We start from the raw sequence: 17,581 nt of genomic DNA on the forward strand, positions 1-17,581 counted from the left end.
ATGGAGACCCCGATCTCGTTCGGTACCGACGGCTGGCGGGACACACTCGATACGTTCACCGAAGACCGCGTGCGAATGGTCGGTCAGGCCGTGGCGGACTACCTCTCGGACGCCGGTCTGGCGGGCCGGCCCGTCGCGGTCGGCTACGACGCCCGGCCGTCCTCGCCGGAGTTCGCGGACGCGCTCGCGGAGGTCCTCGCGGGCAACGCTCACGACGTCTACGTCCCCGAGCGGGACCTCCCGACGCCGCTGGTCGCGTATGCGATCGTCGAGAAGCACCTCGCGGGCGCGCTCATGCTCACCGCCTCGCACAACCCCCCGGAGTACAACGGCGTGAAGTTCATCCCCCAGAGCGGGGCGCCCGCGCTCCCCGAGGTGACCGATCAGATCGAGGCGAATTTGCGGGAGCCAGACCTGCTTCCGCGACCGCATCGCGGGACGATCCGGACGCTCGATCCCTTCGAGAGCTACGCCAGCCACGCCCGTGAGTTGGTGGGTGATACCGACGTCACCGTCGTCTACGACGCGATGCACGGCAGCGGCCGCGGCTACACCGATCGCCTGCTCGAACGCGCGGGCGCGACCGTCCACCGCTTGCGGTGTGAACAGGACGACGAGTTCGGTGGGACCCACCCCGAGCCCTCGCCGGACCGCCTGGAGGGCCTGGTTGAGGCCGTCGCGGCCCACGACGCTGATCTGGGGGTCGCCAACGACGGCGACGCCGACCGCGTTGCGGTCGTCACGCCCGAGCGCGGCGTCCTTGACGAGAACCTCCTCTTTGCGGCGCTGTACGACTACCTGCTCGAAACCGATACGGGGCCGGCGATCCGGTCGGTCTCGACGACCTCACTGATCGATCGGATCGCGGAGGCCCACGACACCGAGGTGATCGAGACGCCGGTCGGGTTCAAGTGGATCGCGCAGGCGATGGCCGACGAGGACGCGCTGATGGGCGGCGAGGAGAGCGGCGGGTTCTCGATCCGCGGGCACGTCCGTGAGAAAGACGGCGTGCTCATGGGCCTGCTCGCCGCCGTCGCGACCGACGCGCGCCCGCTGGACGACCGCGTCGACGAGTTGCTCGCGACGCACGGCGACATCGTCCAGGACAAGGTCAGTCTGGACTGTCCGGACGATCGGAAGGCCGCCGTCCTCGACCAACTTGCCGAGGCACTGCCCGACGCGGTCGCCGGTGCGGCGGTCGAACGGGTCAACGACGTCGACGGGTTCAAGATCGTGCTCGCGGACGGTGGGTGGCTCCTCGTCCGGCCCAGCGGGACCGAACCCAAACTGCGGATCTACGCCGAGGCCGACAGCGAGTCGCGGGTCGCGGACCTGCTCGACGCCGGGACCGATCTGGTCGAACCCCTGCTGTAGGTCTCGACTCAGACGAGAACGAGCGCCGCGACGATCAGGACGCCGCCGATCGATCCACCCAGTGTCGCGAGGACGATTTTCGTGGCCGTGCTCATAGAGGGCGTTGGCGGGGGGCCGTCTTGAATGTGGGCAACACCGCAACCATAGGGTGGGGCCCGATCGAACGACTGCTCATGCACGCAGTGCCCGATCTCCCCGCGCCGCACGACGCACCCGCACTGTTCGAGTCGGGGCACCTCTGGCTCTCGGAATGGCTGCCCGGACCACTGCTCCGCGCGCGCCTCGACGCGTCGGGACAGATCCGCGTCGACGGCGCACGCGGACGGATCGACGACCGCGACCCGCCGGTCGACCTGCGCTGGCCGATTCGCGCGCTCCGGACCGACCTCGATCGTGCGGCGCTGCGCGAAGCGACCGCGGATCCGTCGGCCGTGACGCTCGTGCTCGTCGCGCCACGCAACGAGGGACTGGACTACGATTGGACCGCACTGCCTCCGATCGTCGGCGTCGCGATCCACGACGCCGCGCGCGACCGGTGGCTCGCGCCCGACGCGGCGGAACGGGCCTTCGAGGGCATCGGCCTGGCGACGCTCCCGACCATTGCCCGCGAGCGTCGCGCCCGCGACTTCGACCCGGAATCGATCGCCATCCCCGACTCGTCGGTTCGGGACGGGCCCGCCGCGGGCGTGTTGATCCGGAACAAACGCGGCGATCACGCGCTCGTGACTGACGTGGGCTCTGGGGAGTCAGACCCGCTGCCCGACGACCCCGACGTTGCGGCCGAACACCTGGTCACCGACGCGCGCCTCGATCGTGCGATCGAACTGGCCTCGGACCGGTCGGCCGTCGCGGATCGCCTGTTCGAACTGCTCGTTCGCGAGGAGTGGGCGGCGATCGACGCGGTGGTCGACCCGTCCGACCTGCGGGGGGCGCTCGGAGGGCGGGTCGCGACGGCGCTCGCCGACCGGGGCGAATGACGATCAATAGAAGGGCATGTTCGCGGGATCGGTCGGCTTCGCGACGACCTCCCGGACCCGGGCCTCGAAGAGGTCGGCGCTCGTCGCGGCCTCGACGACGAGCACGGTGTCGCATCCCTCGCCGGTCCCACCGACGCCGACGACTGGCTGGCCCACGCCGATCGCCCCGGCGTCGGCGGCGATCGTGACGACCTCCAGGGCGACTTTCGTGCCCTGGCCGAACAGTCGGAGCGTGTCGGCGGCGACCGTCGACGGACTCGCCCCGCCCCGGCCGTCGATCGCACGATTTACGGTGTGAAACGGCATCGTGCCCGTGAGGACCGTTCCGCCCGCCGCTTCGATCGCGGCGCGCGCGTCGGCGTCGAACTCCTGGGTGTTCGGGTCGTCGAACCCAGCGGCGTGGCCGACGACCGTCACCTGGCGGTCGATCTGCTCGGCGGCGGCTTCTCCGGTCGCGCCGGTCGTCGAGGCGACGACCACCGGGTAGTCGTCCTCGGCGGCACGGTCGGCGGCGATTGCCAGGACTTCGTCGGTCGATCGATCGTCGGTCGCGTGCATGTCTGACGCTTCGACGCGGGATCCGAAGGCGTGACGATCCGTGCCGTCGATCGATGGGGCGAGCGGTCCCGCGAGACGGTGTGCCAACCACGTGGACCGGGATGGTCACGCTCAAGGCCGGGCCCGGCCTTGCGTGGACATGAAACAGGCGATCGTCGCCCGGACGGATCTCGGAATGGGCGAGGGGAAACTCGCCGCGCAGGTCGCCCACGCGTCGCTGATGGCCTACGAAGACGCCAGCGACGATGCGATCGACGCGTGGAAACGCGGCGGCCAGACCAAAGTCGTCCTCGGCGTCGCCGGCGCGGACGCACTCTCCGATCTGGCCGATCAGGCGCGTCGCGCCCGTCTGCCCCACGGGTTGGTGACCGACGCCGGGCGGACGCAACTCGATCCCGGGACCCAGTCCGCGGTCGCGATCGGGCCCGCGCCCGTGGCGGACGTCGACGCGATCACCGGCGATCTCTCGCTTTATTGATCGGGCTCGCGGAGGTCTTCGTGGAGGAGTTCGCCCCCGACTCGCCAGTCGCGTGGGCGAAAGGCGACGGCGAGGGTGCCGAGCCCCACCGCGACGACGCCACCGACCACGAGCCACCCGGGCAGTCGACCGATCGCCGCCGCCTCCATCGTCCCGAGGTCGCTGAACGCGGTGATCCGGGCGACCCACGCCGCCGCGAGCAGGCCGAGCAGGGGGAGATAGATCCGCCGGAGGCGGTGGGCGATGGCCTCCTCCATGGAGATACAGATCGCGGGATCGCTGTAGTCCGCCGCGAGTCGCTCTCGCCACGACGCTTCGGGGACCTCTCGGTCGGGATCGAGGCCGAGCGTCCAGAGGTTGCGCTGGAGGCGTCGCACACGCGAGCGCCAGATCTCGTAGCCCCGATACCGCCGTGCCTCGATCCCCAGGAAGACTCCGACCGCCGCCATTCCGATGAGGATGATGTAGTGGGGGTGGTCCGGACTCGAAAACGCCCACGTGAGCACCGCCGCGACGACGATGACCGCCCAGTTCGTCGTCCGATCGAGTCGCTCGCGCCAGACCGTCATCCGGTGGATCTCGCCACGATAGAGGTGGGCCATCGCTGATCCGGGGCCCATCCCCTCTTCGAGCAGGTCCGTCCCCGTCGCCGCCTTCTCGGACCGATCGTCGCTCATCGTCGCCCGTCGCCGTGGATCGCCGTCCAGCGCGCGCGGTGCTCGGCGTCGGCAGTCGTGTTCATACTGTACTATTCCATCTGGTTTCTTCATACACCTTTGGGTCGCGGGTGATCCCACCCGACCGACAGAAATCGATTGGAGCCACTGATACGTTCCTTTCCACCCAGTATACTCCCCATCACCGATTCGTATGGCCGGGACCGGTGTGTGGGGACGCTCCTGTCTTGTGTGGTTGTGTCTCCATTGTGGGTTTCAGAACGCCTATCCGGAGGGGCGGCCAACGGCCGACCATGACCGATTCCACACCGAGATCGGCCGCGACGATGGACGCCGCGACGCTGTACGACCGTGCCGTCGCTCGCGACCCCGTGACGCTGCTCGACGTGCGGGCCGACGCCGACCCCGAGCAGTGGAACCTTCCGGAGTGGGTCGACGTGCGCGCCACACCTGCCGACGAACTCCCGGGAGACGGGTCGATTCCGGGTGGGCCGCCGTCTGGCCCGCTGGTCGTCGCGTGCGCACTCGGGAAGACCAGCCAGTCGATCGCCGCCAGACTGGACGCGCTCTCGCTCGACGGTGGCTATCAGGGGTGGGCCGAGTATGTCGACGTCGCACGCGTCGAGACCGACGCCGCGACGATCCGCCAGTTCCGCCGGCCGGCGACGGGGTGTCTCTCCTATGCGGTCGAATCAGAAGGCGAGACCGTCCTCGTCGATCCGCTCGACAGTCTCGTCGACTCGTATCTCGACACCACCTCTCGGATCGTCGCCGCCGTCGACACGCACGTCCACGCCGATCACGTCTCGGGCGTCCGGTCGATTGCCGACGCGACCGGCGCGACCGCGATGGTCCCCGAGCGCGCGCTCGACCGTGGGATCGAAGACCGCGAACGATTCACCCCGGTCGCAGACGGCGACCGCATTCCGGTCGGGGCGACCGCGATCGAGGCGATCCACGTCCCCGGCCACACCACGGGCACGACGGCGTTCCGGGTCGGTGACGTGATCCTCACCGGCGATAGCCTGTTTCTGGACGGTGTCGCACGCCCGGACCTCGAATCGCCCGACGACGCCGAGCGAGCGGCCCAGGACCTCGTCGACAGTCTCACCGAGCGACTGTTCGCCCTCGACGACGTCCGGATCGCACCGGGCCACGCCGTCCCCGCGACGCTGTATCGCGAGGGCCCGGCCGTCGATGGGATCGACGCGGTGCGCGACCGACTCGGATCGTTTTCCGATCGTGACGCCGCAGTCGAGCGGATCGTCGGATCGACGCCGCCGACGCCCGCGAACCACGAGTCGATCGTCGCGATCAATCTCGGCGTGTCTGTCGACGCGGACCACGCCACGATCGAACTCGGGCCGAACAACTGCGCGTCGGGGTTCTAGTCGCGTGCGTTCGTGAGCGCGTCCGCGACTGCGGTGCGGCCCTCGCGCACGGCGTCGGCAATTCGCGCGGGATCGTCGGTCGCGACCGCCGCGTTCGGATACTTCCGGGCGACGTAGCTCAGGAGATTCTCGACGTCGCGTTCGAGCAGTTCCGCGCTGTTGTCGTGATCGGTCGCGACGGCCTGTGGCCAGTCGAAGATCACGACGCCCGATTCGGTGACGAACACGTTGTACTCGCTCAGATCGGCGTGGATGAATCCGTCTGCGACGGCGTCGGCGTACACTTCGAACACCGCGCGGACGACCGCGGGCACGTCCGAGGGATCGAGTGCGGCCTGGCGGAGTTCCACACCGTCGATCCGCTCCATCACGATCGCGTGACGATTCTGATCGATCGGGCGTGGCACCGCGACGTCGGGGTACAACGCTTCGAGCGTCTCGAACTCGCGCTCGGCGGCCTGCCGGGCGGTGTACAGCCAGGAGACGTGATCGCGATCGGCGGTGTACTCGCGCTCGCGATCGACCGCGCGGAACTCGGTGTAGCCCTCGCGGTGGTACTTGAGTGCCATCGGGCGGTACGACTGGACTTCGTAGACGTCGCTTTCCTTACCGACGCCCAGCGGTGCGCCGACGCCGTCGATCGTCCCGCGCTCGGCAAAGGTGTGCAAGGCGAGTGCGTCGTACCCCTCGAAGGTCAGCGTGTACCCCTCGTACTGGATCGTCTTCCGTTCGATCAACTCCCGGTCGGCACATCGATCGATACGATACTGCAGATCGTCGTGGTTCAGCCCCGAGTACTTCGGGAGGTCGCTCCGCTGGACCCACTCCGAGAAGCGCATCCCCTGCTCGACCCCCGAGAGGAGGTGGATGTCTTCGGGTTCGAGGTCGGCGATGACCCCGGCGACGTTCTCGACCATACGAGCGGTTCGCCACCGCGAGGAAAAACGCCGTCGGTGGGCCACCCGAAAGCGAAATCTTAAGGTCGGCGCTCGGAAACCATCGCATGCGGGTTGGTGGTCTAGTCCGGTTATGACGGCTCCTTCACACGGAGCAGGCCCCAGGTTCAACTCCTGGCCAACCCAATACGACCTTTCTCTACCACCTTTTTCTGTCGTTCGAGAGAGCTCCGCTCTCTCGTGATGACGAAAGAGCGCTCTGCGCTCTTTCGAACCACGTCGGGTCGCCTTCGGCGACCGCGTGGCGGCGGAAGCCGCCACGTCATTCGGTTGCGGGCCATATGGCCCGCAACCTGCTCCTTGAAAAATCTGGACCAAAAAGACCTCGACCTCGCTCCGCTCGGTCGAGTGATACGGCGGCCGGAGGCCGCCGTATGCGTGTTGGGCCCACAGCGTTCCCGGCGCGATTTCGAGACGGCGGAACCACCTCACCACCGCCGCCTGTGATCGTCAGCAGCGACTGCCGATCGGGCGGTATTACGAATCCAGAATGCTGCATTTATCATGTCGCGTGGGCCGCGCCCTGATGGTTAAATACCTACAACGGTATTATTCCGAGCACGGACAGTGGCCAGACGAACAGCACCGCGAATGCCGTCGCCAGCGTGTAGTGAACCCGGGCCAGACGGCCCCAGTACTCCTCACGCCAGGCGATGAGCGTCGCGGCGACGGCCCCGATCGTTCCGGCGAGCGCAATCCACCGGAGGATGAGTCCAGCCCGAAGCGCCAGCGACGGCGAGGCGGCCTCGGCGTTGAAGTTGATCCAGGCGAGCACGAAGATGGCCAGGACGACCAGCCAGAGCAGACTGACACCGCCGAGCAGCCACCGGGCTGCGCGCTCGCTGTCGGTCGGCGTGTCGTGGCCACCGCGTCGGCGTCGGATGGCCCCGCCGATCCCGGCCGCGACCACCGAGAGGAAGGCCATCACGCTCGCGGCGAGCAGCGCCTGGATCACTGTCAGCGACTCTGCGGCGGGGACGCGTTCGTAGGTCGCCGGCCCGAACGCGTGCCGGTACATGTGAGTCGCCCGTCCGTCCTCGTCGAACTCGAAGACGAGCATGTCGTTCCCGTCGGGGGCCAGGTAGACGCCTGGCTCGCGCTCGACCCACGTGCGCGTCCCCTCGCCCATCCGGGTCGTCGTGAGCTCACCCGCATCAGTCGCGCCGACAGTATACGTCCGGGTCGTCACGCCGAGGATCCGCTCCCAGGAGGACCCGGCGATCGTCAGGGATCGGTAGTCGCCGGCGAGTGCCTGGGCGCGTTCGGCCGCGCCGGCGGGTGCGGTCGGGGCCGATCCCGGCGCGTCAGCTCGTGGGTAGTACCGCTCTGCGAACGCATCGAGGAGGGCAGTCCGGGCCTGGTTCCCACCGGGGCTGTTGTAGACGACGAACAGCCCCGTGTCGTGGGCGGGAACGAGCGCGAGCAGGCTACTAAATCGGGGGGTCGTCCCCCAGTGGCCGACGGTGCGCTCGTCGGTGCGATCCATCTCGATGAATCCGTAGCCCATTCCGTTGAGGTTCGGGACGGCTGCGGATTTCGTCACGTGCCGGCGCTGCATATCTCGGATGCTTTCGGCGGTGAGGAGTGCCGACTCGTCCTCGTCGAGGTGTGCGAGCATGAACTGACCCATGTCGGTCGCGGTCGTCCGCATCGACCCGCCCTCCGGCGGAAGCGTCCAGACGGGTGGCTCGTGGGCCTGGAACGAGCCGTCCCGAGCAGTGTACCCGATCGCCCGACGCTGTTCGAGGTCGGTCGGCAGCGGCTGGGCGTAGGTGGTGTCGTCCATGCCGAGCGGGCCGAAGATTCGCTCGTCAGCGTAGTCGGTGAATGCCATCCCGGACTGCTCGGCGACGACGTGGCCCGCCAGGGCGGTCCCGTAGTTGGAGTATGCGACGTACTGGCCCGGGGGCCTGACGCGTGCGGGCTGGTGATCGGTGAGGATCGCTTCCACCGATCGAATCTCACCCGGATCGTCGGTGACCATTCCCGCGACGCTGTCCTCGAAGCCCGCCGTGTGTGTTCCGAGGTGTTGGAGTGTGACGGGCTCGGAGAACGTGTCTGGGACCGAAACGGTGGATTCGGTCAGGTACGCGTTGACGTCACGATCGAGGTCGAGGTGGCCGTCCTCGACGCCCTGCATTACGGCCGTCCAGGTCACCAGTTTTCCCGTCGACCCGACACTGAAGACGGTCTCGTCGGCAACGACCGACCGCCCGGTGTCGAGATCGGCCATGCCGTACCCCCGTGCCAGCACGATCTCGCCGTCGGCCACGACGACGACGGCAGCGCCGGGGATCTGATACTCGTCGAGCTGGTCGGGCATCGTCTCGTCGAGCCAGGCCGTGAGCTCAGCTGACTCGATCTGATCGACTGTCGTGACGCGATCATTGTCAGAGACGACGCGATCCGGTGGTCCGGTGGATGGCGCTGCCATCACGATCGGGGCGGACAGCACGGCGGTGACGAGAACGAGCACGGCGGCGGTGTGAATGACGTGAAACTGCATGTGGGCTGGGGTCGGTCTGTGGGTGATCGAGCAGGCGATCGATATCGATGCGAGGCGTGCAGGGTGAACGGGGGCCGTCCGGCGATCGCTCGTCGGGTCAGGCGGGGCGACGGTCGTCAACGTGGTTGGCACCGACGAGTGCGCCGCCGACGGCGATCAACCAGATCATCACGGGATAGATAATCATCCGCTCGGTCCCGCCGTGGCCGATCGGCCCGAACGCGGCGGTGGTTCCGGCGTCACCGACGACCATCAGGCCGATGAAGACGAGGCCGACCACGCCGGCGACCACCGAGAGCGCACGCATCGCGCCCCCCAGTACGGACGCGCTGCCGATCGCTTCCACGTTGAAAAACACGAACGCGAGCACTGCGGCGAGGCTGTGGAGGCCGCCGGTGTCGAGGGGGAACAGGCCGGCGCCGATGGCACCGACACTCGCGATGGCGAAGATGGCGAGTAGCCATCCCCTCCCGTGGAGACGGTAGAAGGCGTATCCGCCGAGCAGGTTGATGACACCGGCGACGATCAGCGAGAGGTTGAACAGGAGCGCAGTCTCCGGGAACACGCCGAGGTCGCTGATGGCCCCGCCCTGAAAGTCGTAGCCGGAGACCATCGCCGCCGCGAGCATGATCGCAGTCATGAACTGGGCCGCGAGCGCGATGAATGCGATACCGGCCAGTGTCCGGGGATCGACGGCGATGCCGCGAATGTTGAAAACCGAGGTCGCAGATCGTTGGGTGTGTGCCATGTGAAATCCTCAAAATTATTACGGATGTAAACTATATAAATATATACGACGCGTATCGTCCGCTGAGACACGAGGTCCTGGTGGTTCTATAGTGTGGTGTATTCTCATGCCTTCCCGATCAGGTCATCGGCCGTCGGTGTGGTTCCGACCGGATCGACCCCACCGCCGCCTTCAGGACCCTCCCCGTCGAAGCGCCGGTATGTCCACGCTCCGGGCCATCTATACCCTCGCTCTCGACCGGGATCTGGGCTTCGTCGCGGCGGCGATCGCCTACTATGCGTTCGTCTCGACGCTCCCGCTCGCGCTGTTGGCCATCGCTATTGGTTCGGTCGTCGGCGGCCCGGCGCTGGCCGACCGCGTCACCGGTGTGCTGGCGACACAGCTTTCGGCGTCCGGCCAGGACTTCGTCACGCGGACGCTGACGGACGCGAGCGGGCGCGGGGCGGCCTCGCTGGTCGGTCTCGCGGTGTTGGCCTGGAGTGGCTCGAAACTGTTTCGCGCGCTCGACCGGGCGTTCGATCAGATCGACAGCGTCGAAACGACGCCCTCCTTTATCGGACAACTGACCGATGCCGTCGTCGCCAGCCTGGCCGTCTCCCTCGCGGCCGTCCTCGTCGTCGCCAGCGGCGTCGCGCTCTCGATCGTGCCGCCGGGCGGGCCGCTTCTCGACCTCCTCGCGACGATCGCACTCGTCGCACTGCTGACGATCGCCTTTCTCCCGCTGTACTACCTGCTTCCGCCGGTGGACGTCACGGTCGGTGAGGCCCTCCCGGGTGCGGGCGTCGCCGCGATCGGGTGGGTCGCCCTCCAGATCGGATTTCGGATCTACGCGGCGTCTGCGACCCGATTTGCGGCGTACGGCCTGCTCGGGTCGGTGTTGCTCTTCGTGACCTGGCTGTACGTCGCGAGCGAGATCGTCCTGCTCGGCGGGGTGGTCAACGTCGTCGTCCGGACCGAACGCCCGGGCTGGTGGCCGTTCGTGTCCTGACCGGCCGCCCACGGAGGCGGTCGCACTCGATCACGTCTCGGTCGAACACCTGGCCCTGGCAGTTATGCGGACGGCACCAGTACGGTCGGTATGCACGTCGCAGTCGTCGGCGGGGGCCTGGCCGGACTCGTGGCCGCTCGCCATCTGGCGGAGGACGGCCACTCGGTGACCGTCTACGAGGATCGCGATTCGGTGGGCGGGCGCGTTCGCTCGCGAACGGTCGACGGGTACACACTCGATCGGGGGTTTCAGGTCTGTTTTCCGGGCTATCCGGCGATCGAGCGCGAACTCGACGCCGGCGCGATCGACTGGCGCGCATTCCCCGCCGGCGCGACGCTCGCTCGACCGGGTCACCGATCGGTGCTGGCCGACCCGCTGAGCGACCCTGGCGCGGCGATCCCGACGCTCGTGAATCGCGACGTCACGATCGGCGACAAACTCCGCCTGCTCAAACTCCGTCTCGCCTGTCGCGGTCTCGGCCCCGAGGAGTGGTTCGTGGGCCCGGACCGGTCGATCGACGCGATCCTCCGGAATCGCGGGTTCTCCGCGTCGTTTCGCGATCAGTTCGCCCGGCCCTTCTTCGGTGGGATCACGCTGGATCGGTCGCTGTCGACCGACGCGGGCGTGCTCCGGGCGGTCATGGCGACACTCGGTGGGTCCCGCGCGGCGGTGCCCGCCGACGGCATGGGCGCGATTGCCGATCACCTCGCCGCGCGGGTGCGCCGCACCGGCGGGTCGATCGCGACGGGTCGGACCGTCGATTCCTACGATATCGACGACGGCGTTCGACTGTCGGTCGGCGGCGAGACGGTGTACGCCGATGCGGCGGTGATCGCGACCGATCCGCCGACCGCCCGCGCGTTGACCGGCGTCGAGGCCATCCCGACCGCGGGACGGGGCTGTCGCACCCACTACTTCGCCGCCGATCGCGACGTCGATATCGGTCAGCGACTCGTCTGTAACGCCGCCGGTGGGATGCCGAACACGGTCGCCCCGCTCTCGGCGGTCGCCCCAGAGTACGCCCCCGAGGGGTCGACGCTGGTGAGTGCGACCGTCGTGGGTGACGATGTCAATGGGTCCGCACAGACGGAGGCCCTGGCGATCGAAGAAACGCTCGCGGACTGGTTTCCCGAGGAACCGATCGATGCCTTCGACCACCTCGCGACCGACGACATTCCGTTCGCCCAGTTCGCCCAGCCCCCGGGCTTTCGAGCCGACCTTCCGGCCGTCGACGCGCCCGAGGGCCCGGTCGTCCTCGCGGGCGAGGCGACGCGGTGGTCGTCGATCCAGGGAGCCCTGGAGAGCGGTCGGGTCGCCGCACGGGCGATCGCGGACGTGGCCGAGGACTGATGCACTGCCGCGGCCGCGATCAAAAGCCCCACCCGATCGCGATGCCGACGGTCGTCACGACCGCGAGGAGGACCTGGAGGGGGGCACCGACCCGGAGGAAATCAGTGAACCGATAGCCCCCGGGCCCGTAGACCATCAGATTCGTCTGATACCCCACGGGTGTCATAAACGAGGTCGCCGAGGCGAACATCACGACCAACAGGAGTGCGAAGGGGTCCGCGCCCAGCGGGCCCGCGGCCTCGACGGCGACGGGGATCATCAACACGACCGTCGCGACCGGCGTGATGACGTTCGCGAACAGGCCCGTCACCACCGAGAGGAGCAGTGCCACGGCGAGCAGCGGGAGGACGGACCCGGCGGCGTCGAGGCCGGCCGCGAGCACCGCCGCACCACCGGTGGTCTCCATGGCGAGTCCGAGCGGGATCACGCCCGCGAGCAAGAAGACGATGTTCCAGGAGACCGCGTCGTAGGCGTCCGACGGCGAGAGACACCCGGTGACGATCATCGCGAACACCCCGCCGAGCGCCGCGATCACGATCGGCAACAGATCCAGGGCCGCCGCACCGATCACGCCGGCCATGATCGCGACCGCGATCGGCGTCGTGGGCGACAGAGCGGTCGTCTCGGGCGTGGCCTCGAATACGCCGTCGGTCTCACCGGCGTCGGTCACGATCAGATCGCCCGACTCGGAGAAGTACTCGATCGCCGATTCGGGCAGTCGGACCAGGAGGAGATCACCCGGTTCGAGCGTCTCCTCGTCGAGGTCCTCCCGAAGGAGGGTTCCGCCGCGGCGCACCGCGAGCACCGTCGTCCGGTGGAACGCTTCGAGACGCGCGTCAGCCAGTCGTTCACCGACGAACGCCGAATCCTCGGGGACGACGGCGGTCCCGAGGACGTTCTCGGTCGCACTCGCGTCGAAGGTGTCGTCGGTGACGGCCGTCCGGTCGAACACACGGAGGCCATGGGTGTCTCGAAAGCTGGCGACGTCGGACCGGGGGCCGTTCACGACGAGCAGGTCACCGACCTCGATCCGTCGATCGGTCTCCGGGACCGCGAACGCCTCACCGTTCCGTCGCAACTGCAACACGTCGACCACACCATCGATCGCAGACACTCGCTCACCGACGGCCGGCGAGTCCGGCGGGACGCGCACCTGTGCGAGGTGGTCGTCGAGGGCGAACGTTTCGAGGAGGTCCACGTCCACGGGAATGCGTGCGGGCGTGAGTCGTCGTCCGATCGTGAGCAGATAGCCCACTCCGACGACGAGGACGACGACGCCGAGCGCACTGAACTCGAACATCGCGATGCCGTCCCGACCGGGGATCAACTGCCGGGCGAAGTCGCTGGCGAGGATGTTCGTCGACGTGCCGACGAGCGTGAGCGTCCCGCCAAGGATCGCGGCATAGGAGAGTGGCATGAGCAGTTTCGACGGCGAGACGTCGCTCTGTTCGGCCAGATCGGTGATCATCGGGATGAACACCGCGACGACGGGCGTGTTGTTGACGACGCCCGCGATCGGACCTGTCGATCCGACCGTCGCGAGCAGGGCCCGCCCTTCGTCACCGTCGGCAAAGCGTGCGAGCGCGACGCCCAATCGCTGGACCAGCCCCGTCCGTTGAATCCCCGCGCTGAGCATGTACATCGCGACGATGGTGATCGTCGCCGGACTCGAAAACCCCGAGATGGCGTCACGCGCCGAGAGCCCCAGCGTGGGCCCGAGCGCCGCGAGCGCGACGATGACACCGATCGCGGTCACGTCGTTGGGGATCACTTCCGTGACGAACAAGACGAGTGCGACGCCGATGAGCGCGAACACGACGGCGGCTTCGAACGGAACGCCGGCGATCATTCGATTCGCCCAACGGGAGTGGCGGTGAAGTGGGTGGCGATACCGTCCGATGTGGTGGCCCCGCGACGACGCTCTGCCCGATCCGCCGTTCTGCGAGCGACAGGTTTGAGTCTGGGCCAGCGTTGTATACTTCATGCCCGATGCGAGTGCGTGCCGGATCGATGCGGAGACACTGGCTGATCTCCGGGCGATCGTCGAGACGGGCGATCACACGACCGCGCTCGATATTTTCGAGGCGCTGGCCGACGAGCGCCGTGTGCTCGTCATGCGCCTGCTGGCCGAATCCGAACTGTGTGTCTGTGATCTCGTCGCCGTCTTCGACATCGAGTACTCGAAGCTCTCCTATCATCTGAAGGTGCTCAAGGAGGCCGGCCTGGTGACGGCCGATCGCGACGGCAATTTCGTGACCTACAGTCCGACGCCGTGTGGCGAGGACGTCATCGCGGTCATCGACTCGTTCGTCTGAGTCGTCTACTGGGGCCCAGTCGCGCGATCAGCGCTCGCGCAGGCCCTCGACAAAGAGCAGCGCGATCCACACGGCGGGGAGCGCGAACACGATCAGCCCACCCGTGGCGACGATCGGCCGGGCTGATCCAAGCCCGCCCAGCAGCACCCCGAATCCCAGGAACGCGAACACACTCAGCCCGACGCCGAGGGTCGACCGCTGGATGGCCGCCGCGAGGGTGTCAGTCTCCGACATCACTCGGACGCACTGGCGCGACCGATAAAATCGTTGTCTAAGGGCAGCCCTATCGAACGGTATCGCGTTCGGGAGTCACTCGGGCGGGTCGATCGACGCGTCGAGAATCTCGTCGAGACACGCGGCGGCCGCACGGAGCGGCGCTCCGTCCGTTGGGGCGAGTGGATCGTCGGTCGTCCACCCGAAGCGGATCGTCCAGTCGGGGGCGATCACGAGCACCGCTCGGGCCGGGACCTGGTGGTGGCCTCGAACCTCCTCGGCGACCAGATCGTACGCGTCGGCGATCGTCGCGTGGGTATCGGTGAGCAACGTGATCGTGATCCCCTCGCGGTCGGCGTACGCTTCGTGGGCGAACAGGCTGTCGGCGGAGATGCCGTACACGACGAGGTCGTCGCGGTCGGCCCACGCGCTCGCGGCGCGGAGTTCGGGGGTGATCGTCGGGACGAAATCACACGGGTAGAACAGCACCAGTGCCGCACGACCCTGATCGAGTGGCTGGACGAGATCGTAATAGGCTGGCTCGCCGTCGACGATGCCGGGCAGCGAGAAGTCGGGGGCGACCGCACCCTCGGAAAGCATGGTCCATCTCGGTGCCCCGATCGGAAGGCCCTGCTGCTCTCGGCCCCGGTCGCGGTCGTCTGGTCGTGGCTCGGCAGTGCCGACGACCGGGGGCCGACCCGATCAAACGCGCGTCTGACTCTCCCGTAGGGTGATGGTCCACGCCGTCGAACGGTGGGTATGGACCGCCGAACACTGCTCGCGACGGGCGTCGCCGGAGCGATCGCGCTGGCTGGCTGTTCGACTGGATCGCCCGACGAACCGACCGACGGTCGAGATTCGAATCCGACACTGGCCGAGCACGTCGTCAGCGACGCACCCCCGACCCCCGACGTCGAGTGGTCTGGGCTGGACACCCAGGGCCTCTATTTGGCGAGTGCGGACGCCGCAGCCCGGTATTTCCACGTTTCGAACACGCCGTTGGTCGCCGCGACGGAGTTCGAGGCTGGCGAACGGCTCTGTTACGTCCGGGTGTTCGCATCCCAGACCTGCTATCGACTCGTCCTCGACGGCCCGCCAGCAATCGACGACGAGGGCCGCGCAGTCGTGTCGGTGCGAACGGAGCGGACCGCCCCCGAGAGTCAGGCCTGTGGCGAGGCGATGACGCCGGTCGGGATGCTCGTCCGTCTCGTCTTCGACCCTGACGGACCGGCGGCCGAGCGCGTCGAGGTGGTCGTCGACGGCGAAGAGACGGTCACACTCGACGCGATGGCCTGAACCGAACGCGTCACTCCACGCCCGTGACCTCGGTGATCGTCCCGACGCCTTTGGACTCGCCCTCCCGGAAGATGAAGCGCTGTCCAGGCTCGACACAGTAGGGTCGGAACTTGAACCGGACACGCGCCCGCCCGGTGTCGCCGGGCAGGAGGTGCCCGTCCTCGGGGTAGATCGCTGCCGCCTCGCTGATCGTCTCGCAGTGGACGACGGGTTCGTACCCCTTGGCGATGCTCGTGGGGTGGTTCAACACCATGATTTCGGCCTCGAACTCCCGGACGGGCGTCGGGTCGCTCTCGCGCTCGACGACGACCATCCCGCGCTCGATCGCGGACTCGTCGATCCCCGAGAGCGCGATACCGACGATTCGCCCCGAGGTGGCCTCCTCGACGCGGTGGTAGTGCATCTCGATCGAGCGCGCCTCGACCTCGCGAAAGCGCCCGTCTGCGGTCGGCCCGACCAGGAGTTCGTCGCCAGTCTGGACCGCGCCCGAGGCGACCGTCCCCGAGACGACCGGGCCGACGCCGGTGACGCTGTACGTTCGATCGACGTAGAGGCGGAACGCCTCGCGGTCGGCCTCGCTGGTCGTCGGCAACCGCTCGAACAGCGCGTCGAGGGTGTCCATCCCGGTCCCCGAGACCGCACTCGTGCGCACGATCGGCAGCACCGACGGCGAAATCTCCTCGATGGCGCTCTCGACGCCGTGGCGGGCGACGACGAGCGGGGTCGTCTCGACCTCCCGGAGGAGGCGCTCGACCTCGCGTTCGACGGCGTCGAGACGCTCCTCGCTCACGAGATCGGCCTTCGTGATCGCGACGATCGTCGGCAGGTCGGTCGCGAGCAAGATGCCCAGATGCTCGCGTGTCGTCGCGGTCGGGCCGTCGTCGGCGGCGACCGCGAGCAGGCCGTAATCGATCTTTTGCCCGACCAGCCCCCGGATCGTCGTCCGGAGCCAGGGCTCGTGGCCGACGGTGTCGACGAAACTGACGAGTCGATCGGCGGTCTCGACGACGCGTGCGCGGTCGGTCTTGCGGTCGGGGTCGTCCATCCGGACCGGCCCGTCGGGGCCAAAGCCGTAGACGCCGTAGGACAGATCCGCCGAGAGGCCGCGTTCGACCTCGTGGGGCCGGACGTCGAAATACGACCGGTTCGCGCCGTCGCCGTCGTCGGACTCGCCCGTGACGAGCGTGCCGACGAGCGTCGATTTGCCGTGGTCGACGTGGCCGGCCGTCCCGACGACGATGTGGTCGTCGTCTTCGAGCATCGGGCCTTCCGTGATCGTCGCCAGCCCCACGATGGTCTCCGGGCCGGCACTGTAGGTCTGGACCGACTCGATGTGCGCGTCGGCCTCGCCCGCGAGCAGGCTCAGCACGTCCATCGACTCCGAGAACGCGGCGGGCTCGATGCCCGCCATGTCGCCGTCGTCGCTGACGCCGATGACGTACGTCGCCTCGCCGTCACCCGAGAGCACGCGATGGCGCAACTGGGCCACCAGACTCTCCCGGCGACCGTCGGCGAGGTGGGTCGCCTCGGTGAGCCGCGTCTTGAACTCGACCGACCCACCCTCGCGCTCGCCGCGATCGATGGCCTGCTCCAGTGCGGCCCGATCAGGGCTCATACCGGGGGTTGCGCGGCATTCGATATGAAACGTTCGGCGGAGTGTGGGGCGTGGTGTCGTCATGCACGGTGGACTCCGCCGTCTTTGATCGGCCCCCACATCGAATCGGTGTCCAGACCCACCCGAGTCAGGTCGCCAC

At 68.1% G+C, this 17,581-nt stretch carries 17 protein-coding genes and 1 tRNA gene; 9 read left to right on the forward strand and 9 right to left on the reverse strand.

Going from position 1 to position 17,581, the window contains the following annotated elements; genetic code table 11:
- Positions 1 to 1,374, forward strand: coding sequence for a phosphoglucomutase/phosphomannomutase family protein (locus tag HARCEL1_RS03460; RefSeq protein ID WP_108381208.1), 1,374 nt, complete (start codon positions 1 to 3; stop codon positions 1,372 to 1,374).
- Positions 1,375 to 1,547: 173 nt separating this feature from the next.
- Positions 1,548 to 2,351: a hypothetical protein gene (locus HARCEL1_RS03465; RefSeq protein WP_108381209.1), complete on the forward strand. Its 804-nt coding sequence runs from the start codon at positions 1,548 to 1,550 to the stop codon at positions 2,349 to 2,351.
- 3 nt (positions 2,352 to 2,354) lie between these two features.
- Here HARCEL1_RS03465 and HARCEL1_RS03470 read toward each other — a convergent pair whose 3' ends face one another.
- A complete protein-coding gene (locus HARCEL1_RS03470; protein ID WP_108381210.1) occupies positions 2,355 to 2,909 on the reverse strand; it encodes a hypothetical protein in 555 nt (184 codons plus the stop codon).
- A gap of 139 nt (positions 2,910 to 3,048) precedes the next feature.
- On the opposite strand from HARCEL1_RS03470, the gene pth2 reads away from it, so the two are divergent.
- A complete protein-coding gene (gene pth2, locus HARCEL1_RS03475; protein ID WP_108381211.1) occupies positions 3,049 to 3,387 on the forward strand; it encodes a peptidyl-tRNA hydrolase Pth2 in 339 nt (112 codons plus the stop codon).
- On the opposite strand, the gene HARCEL1_RS03480 is transcribed toward pth2, so the two are convergent.
- Positions 3,381 to 4,064 (reverse strand): DUF2270 domain-containing protein, encoded by a 684-nt coding sequence (locus HARCEL1_RS03480; protein WP_108381212.1) that lies wholly within the window; start codon positions 4,062 to 4,064, stop codon positions 3,381 to 3,383. The genes pth2 and HARCEL1_RS03480 overlap by 7 nt on opposite strands.
- A 293-nt stretch (positions 4,065 to 4,357) precedes the next feature.
- On the opposite strand from HARCEL1_RS03480, the gene HARCEL1_RS03485 reads away from it, so the two are divergent.
- Positions 4,358 to 5,455 carry an MBL fold metallo-hydrolase gene (locus tag HARCEL1_RS03485; RefSeq protein WP_108381213.1) on the forward strand — a complete coding sequence of 366 codons (1,098 nt, stop codon included), beginning with the start codon at positions 4,358 to 4,360 and terminating at the stop codon, positions 5,453 to 5,455.
- On the opposite strand, the gene HARCEL1_RS03490 is transcribed toward HARCEL1_RS03485, so the two are convergent.
- Complete coding sequence (locus HARCEL1_RS03490) at positions 5,452 to 6,372, reverse strand: serine/threonine-protein kinase RIO2 (protein WP_108381214.1); 921 nt, start codon at positions 6,370 to 6,372, stop codon at positions 5,452 to 5,454. The genes HARCEL1_RS03485 and HARCEL1_RS03490 overlap by 4 nt on opposite strands.
- 90 nt (positions 6,373 to 6,462) lie before the next feature.
- Between HARCEL1_RS03490 and HARCEL1_RS03495 the strand changes: the two genes are divergently transcribed.
- Positions 6,463 to 6,537, forward strand: a tRNA-Val gene (locus HARCEL1_RS03495).
- 412 nt (positions 6,538 to 6,949) lie between these two features.
- On the opposite strand, the gene HARCEL1_RS03500 is transcribed toward HARCEL1_RS03495, so the two are convergent.
- Positions 6,950 to 8,917: a serine hydrolase domain-containing protein gene (locus HARCEL1_RS03500; protein ID WP_108381215.1), complete on the reverse strand. Its 1,968-nt coding sequence runs from the start codon at positions 8,915 to 8,917 to the stop codon at positions 6,950 to 6,952.
- Positions 8,918 to 9,014: 97 nt separating this feature from the next.
- Entirely contained in the window at positions 9,015 to 9,665 is a 651-nt protein-coding gene (locus tag HARCEL1_RS03505; RefSeq protein ID WP_174182917.1) for a DUF998 domain-containing protein, read from the reverse strand.
- A gap of 199 nt (positions 9,666 to 9,864) precedes the next feature.
- On the opposite strand from HARCEL1_RS03505, the gene HARCEL1_RS03510 reads away from it, so the two are divergent.
- Together HARCEL1_RS03510 and HARCEL1_RS03515 are read left to right on the forward strand one after the other, a co-directional pair.
- A complete protein-coding gene (locus HARCEL1_RS03510) occupies positions 9,865 to 10,653 on the forward strand; it encodes a YihY/virulence factor BrkB family protein (RefSeq protein WP_108381216.1) in 789 nt (262 codons plus the stop codon).
- Positions 10,654 to 10,743: 90 nt separating this feature from the next.
- Positions 10,744 to 12,003, forward strand: coding sequence for an NAD(P)/FAD-dependent oxidoreductase (locus HARCEL1_RS03515; RefSeq protein WP_108381217.1), 1,260 nt, complete (start codon positions 10,744 to 10,746; stop codon positions 12,001 to 12,003).
- A 19-nt stretch (positions 12,004 to 12,022) separates the two neighbouring features.
- Here HARCEL1_RS03515 and HARCEL1_RS03520 read toward each other — a convergent pair whose 3' ends face one another.
- Positions 12,023 to 13,852 (reverse strand): SLC13 family permease, encoded by a 1,830-nt coding sequence (locus HARCEL1_RS03520; RefSeq protein ID WP_108381218.1) that lies wholly within the window; start codon positions 13,850 to 13,852, stop codon positions 12,023 to 12,025.
- A 133-nt stretch (positions 13,853 to 13,985) separates the two neighbouring features.
- Between HARCEL1_RS03520 and HARCEL1_RS03525 the strand changes: the two genes are divergently transcribed.
- Positions 13,986 to 14,318, forward strand: a complete 333-nt coding sequence (locus HARCEL1_RS03525) for an ArsR/SmtB family transcription factor (protein WP_108381219.1) — start codon at positions 13,986 to 13,988, stop codon at positions 14,316 to 14,318.
- Positions 14,319 to 14,345: 27 nt separating this feature from the next.
- On the opposite strand, the gene HARCEL1_RS03530 is transcribed toward HARCEL1_RS03525, so the two are convergent.
- Entirely contained in the window at positions 14,346 to 14,552 is a 207-nt protein-coding gene (locus HARCEL1_RS03530; protein WP_108381220.1) for a hypothetical protein, read from the reverse strand.
- A 75-nt stretch (positions 14,553 to 14,627) separates the two neighbouring features.
- A complete protein-coding gene (locus HARCEL1_RS03535; protein WP_108381221.1) occupies positions 14,628 to 15,131 on the reverse strand; it encodes a redoxin domain-containing protein in 504 nt (167 codons plus the stop codon).
- A 159-nt stretch (positions 15,132 to 15,290) separates the two neighbouring features.
- Between HARCEL1_RS03535 and HARCEL1_RS03540 the strand changes: the two genes are divergently transcribed.
- A complete protein-coding gene (locus tag HARCEL1_RS03540; protein ID WP_108381222.1) occupies positions 15,291 to 15,827 on the forward strand; it encodes a hypothetical protein in 537 nt (178 codons plus the stop codon).
- 10 nt (positions 15,828 to 15,837) lie between these two features.
- Here the strand turns inward: HARCEL1_RS03540 and HARCEL1_RS03545 are convergent, their stop codons facing one another.
- Positions 15,838 to 17,442, reverse strand: a complete 1,605-nt coding sequence (locus HARCEL1_RS03545; RefSeq protein WP_108381223.1) for a GTPBP1 family GTP-binding protein — start codon at positions 17,440 to 17,442, stop codon at positions 15,838 to 15,840.
- Between the last annotated feature and the right edge of the window lie 139 nt (positions 17,443 to 17,581).

The sequence above is a fragment of the Halococcoides cellulosivorans genome (assembly GCF_003058365.1).
In the GTDB taxonomy this organism is placed as follows: domain Archaea; phylum Halobacteriota; class Halobacteria; order Halobacteriales; family Haloarculaceae; genus Halococcoides; species Halococcoides cellulosivorans.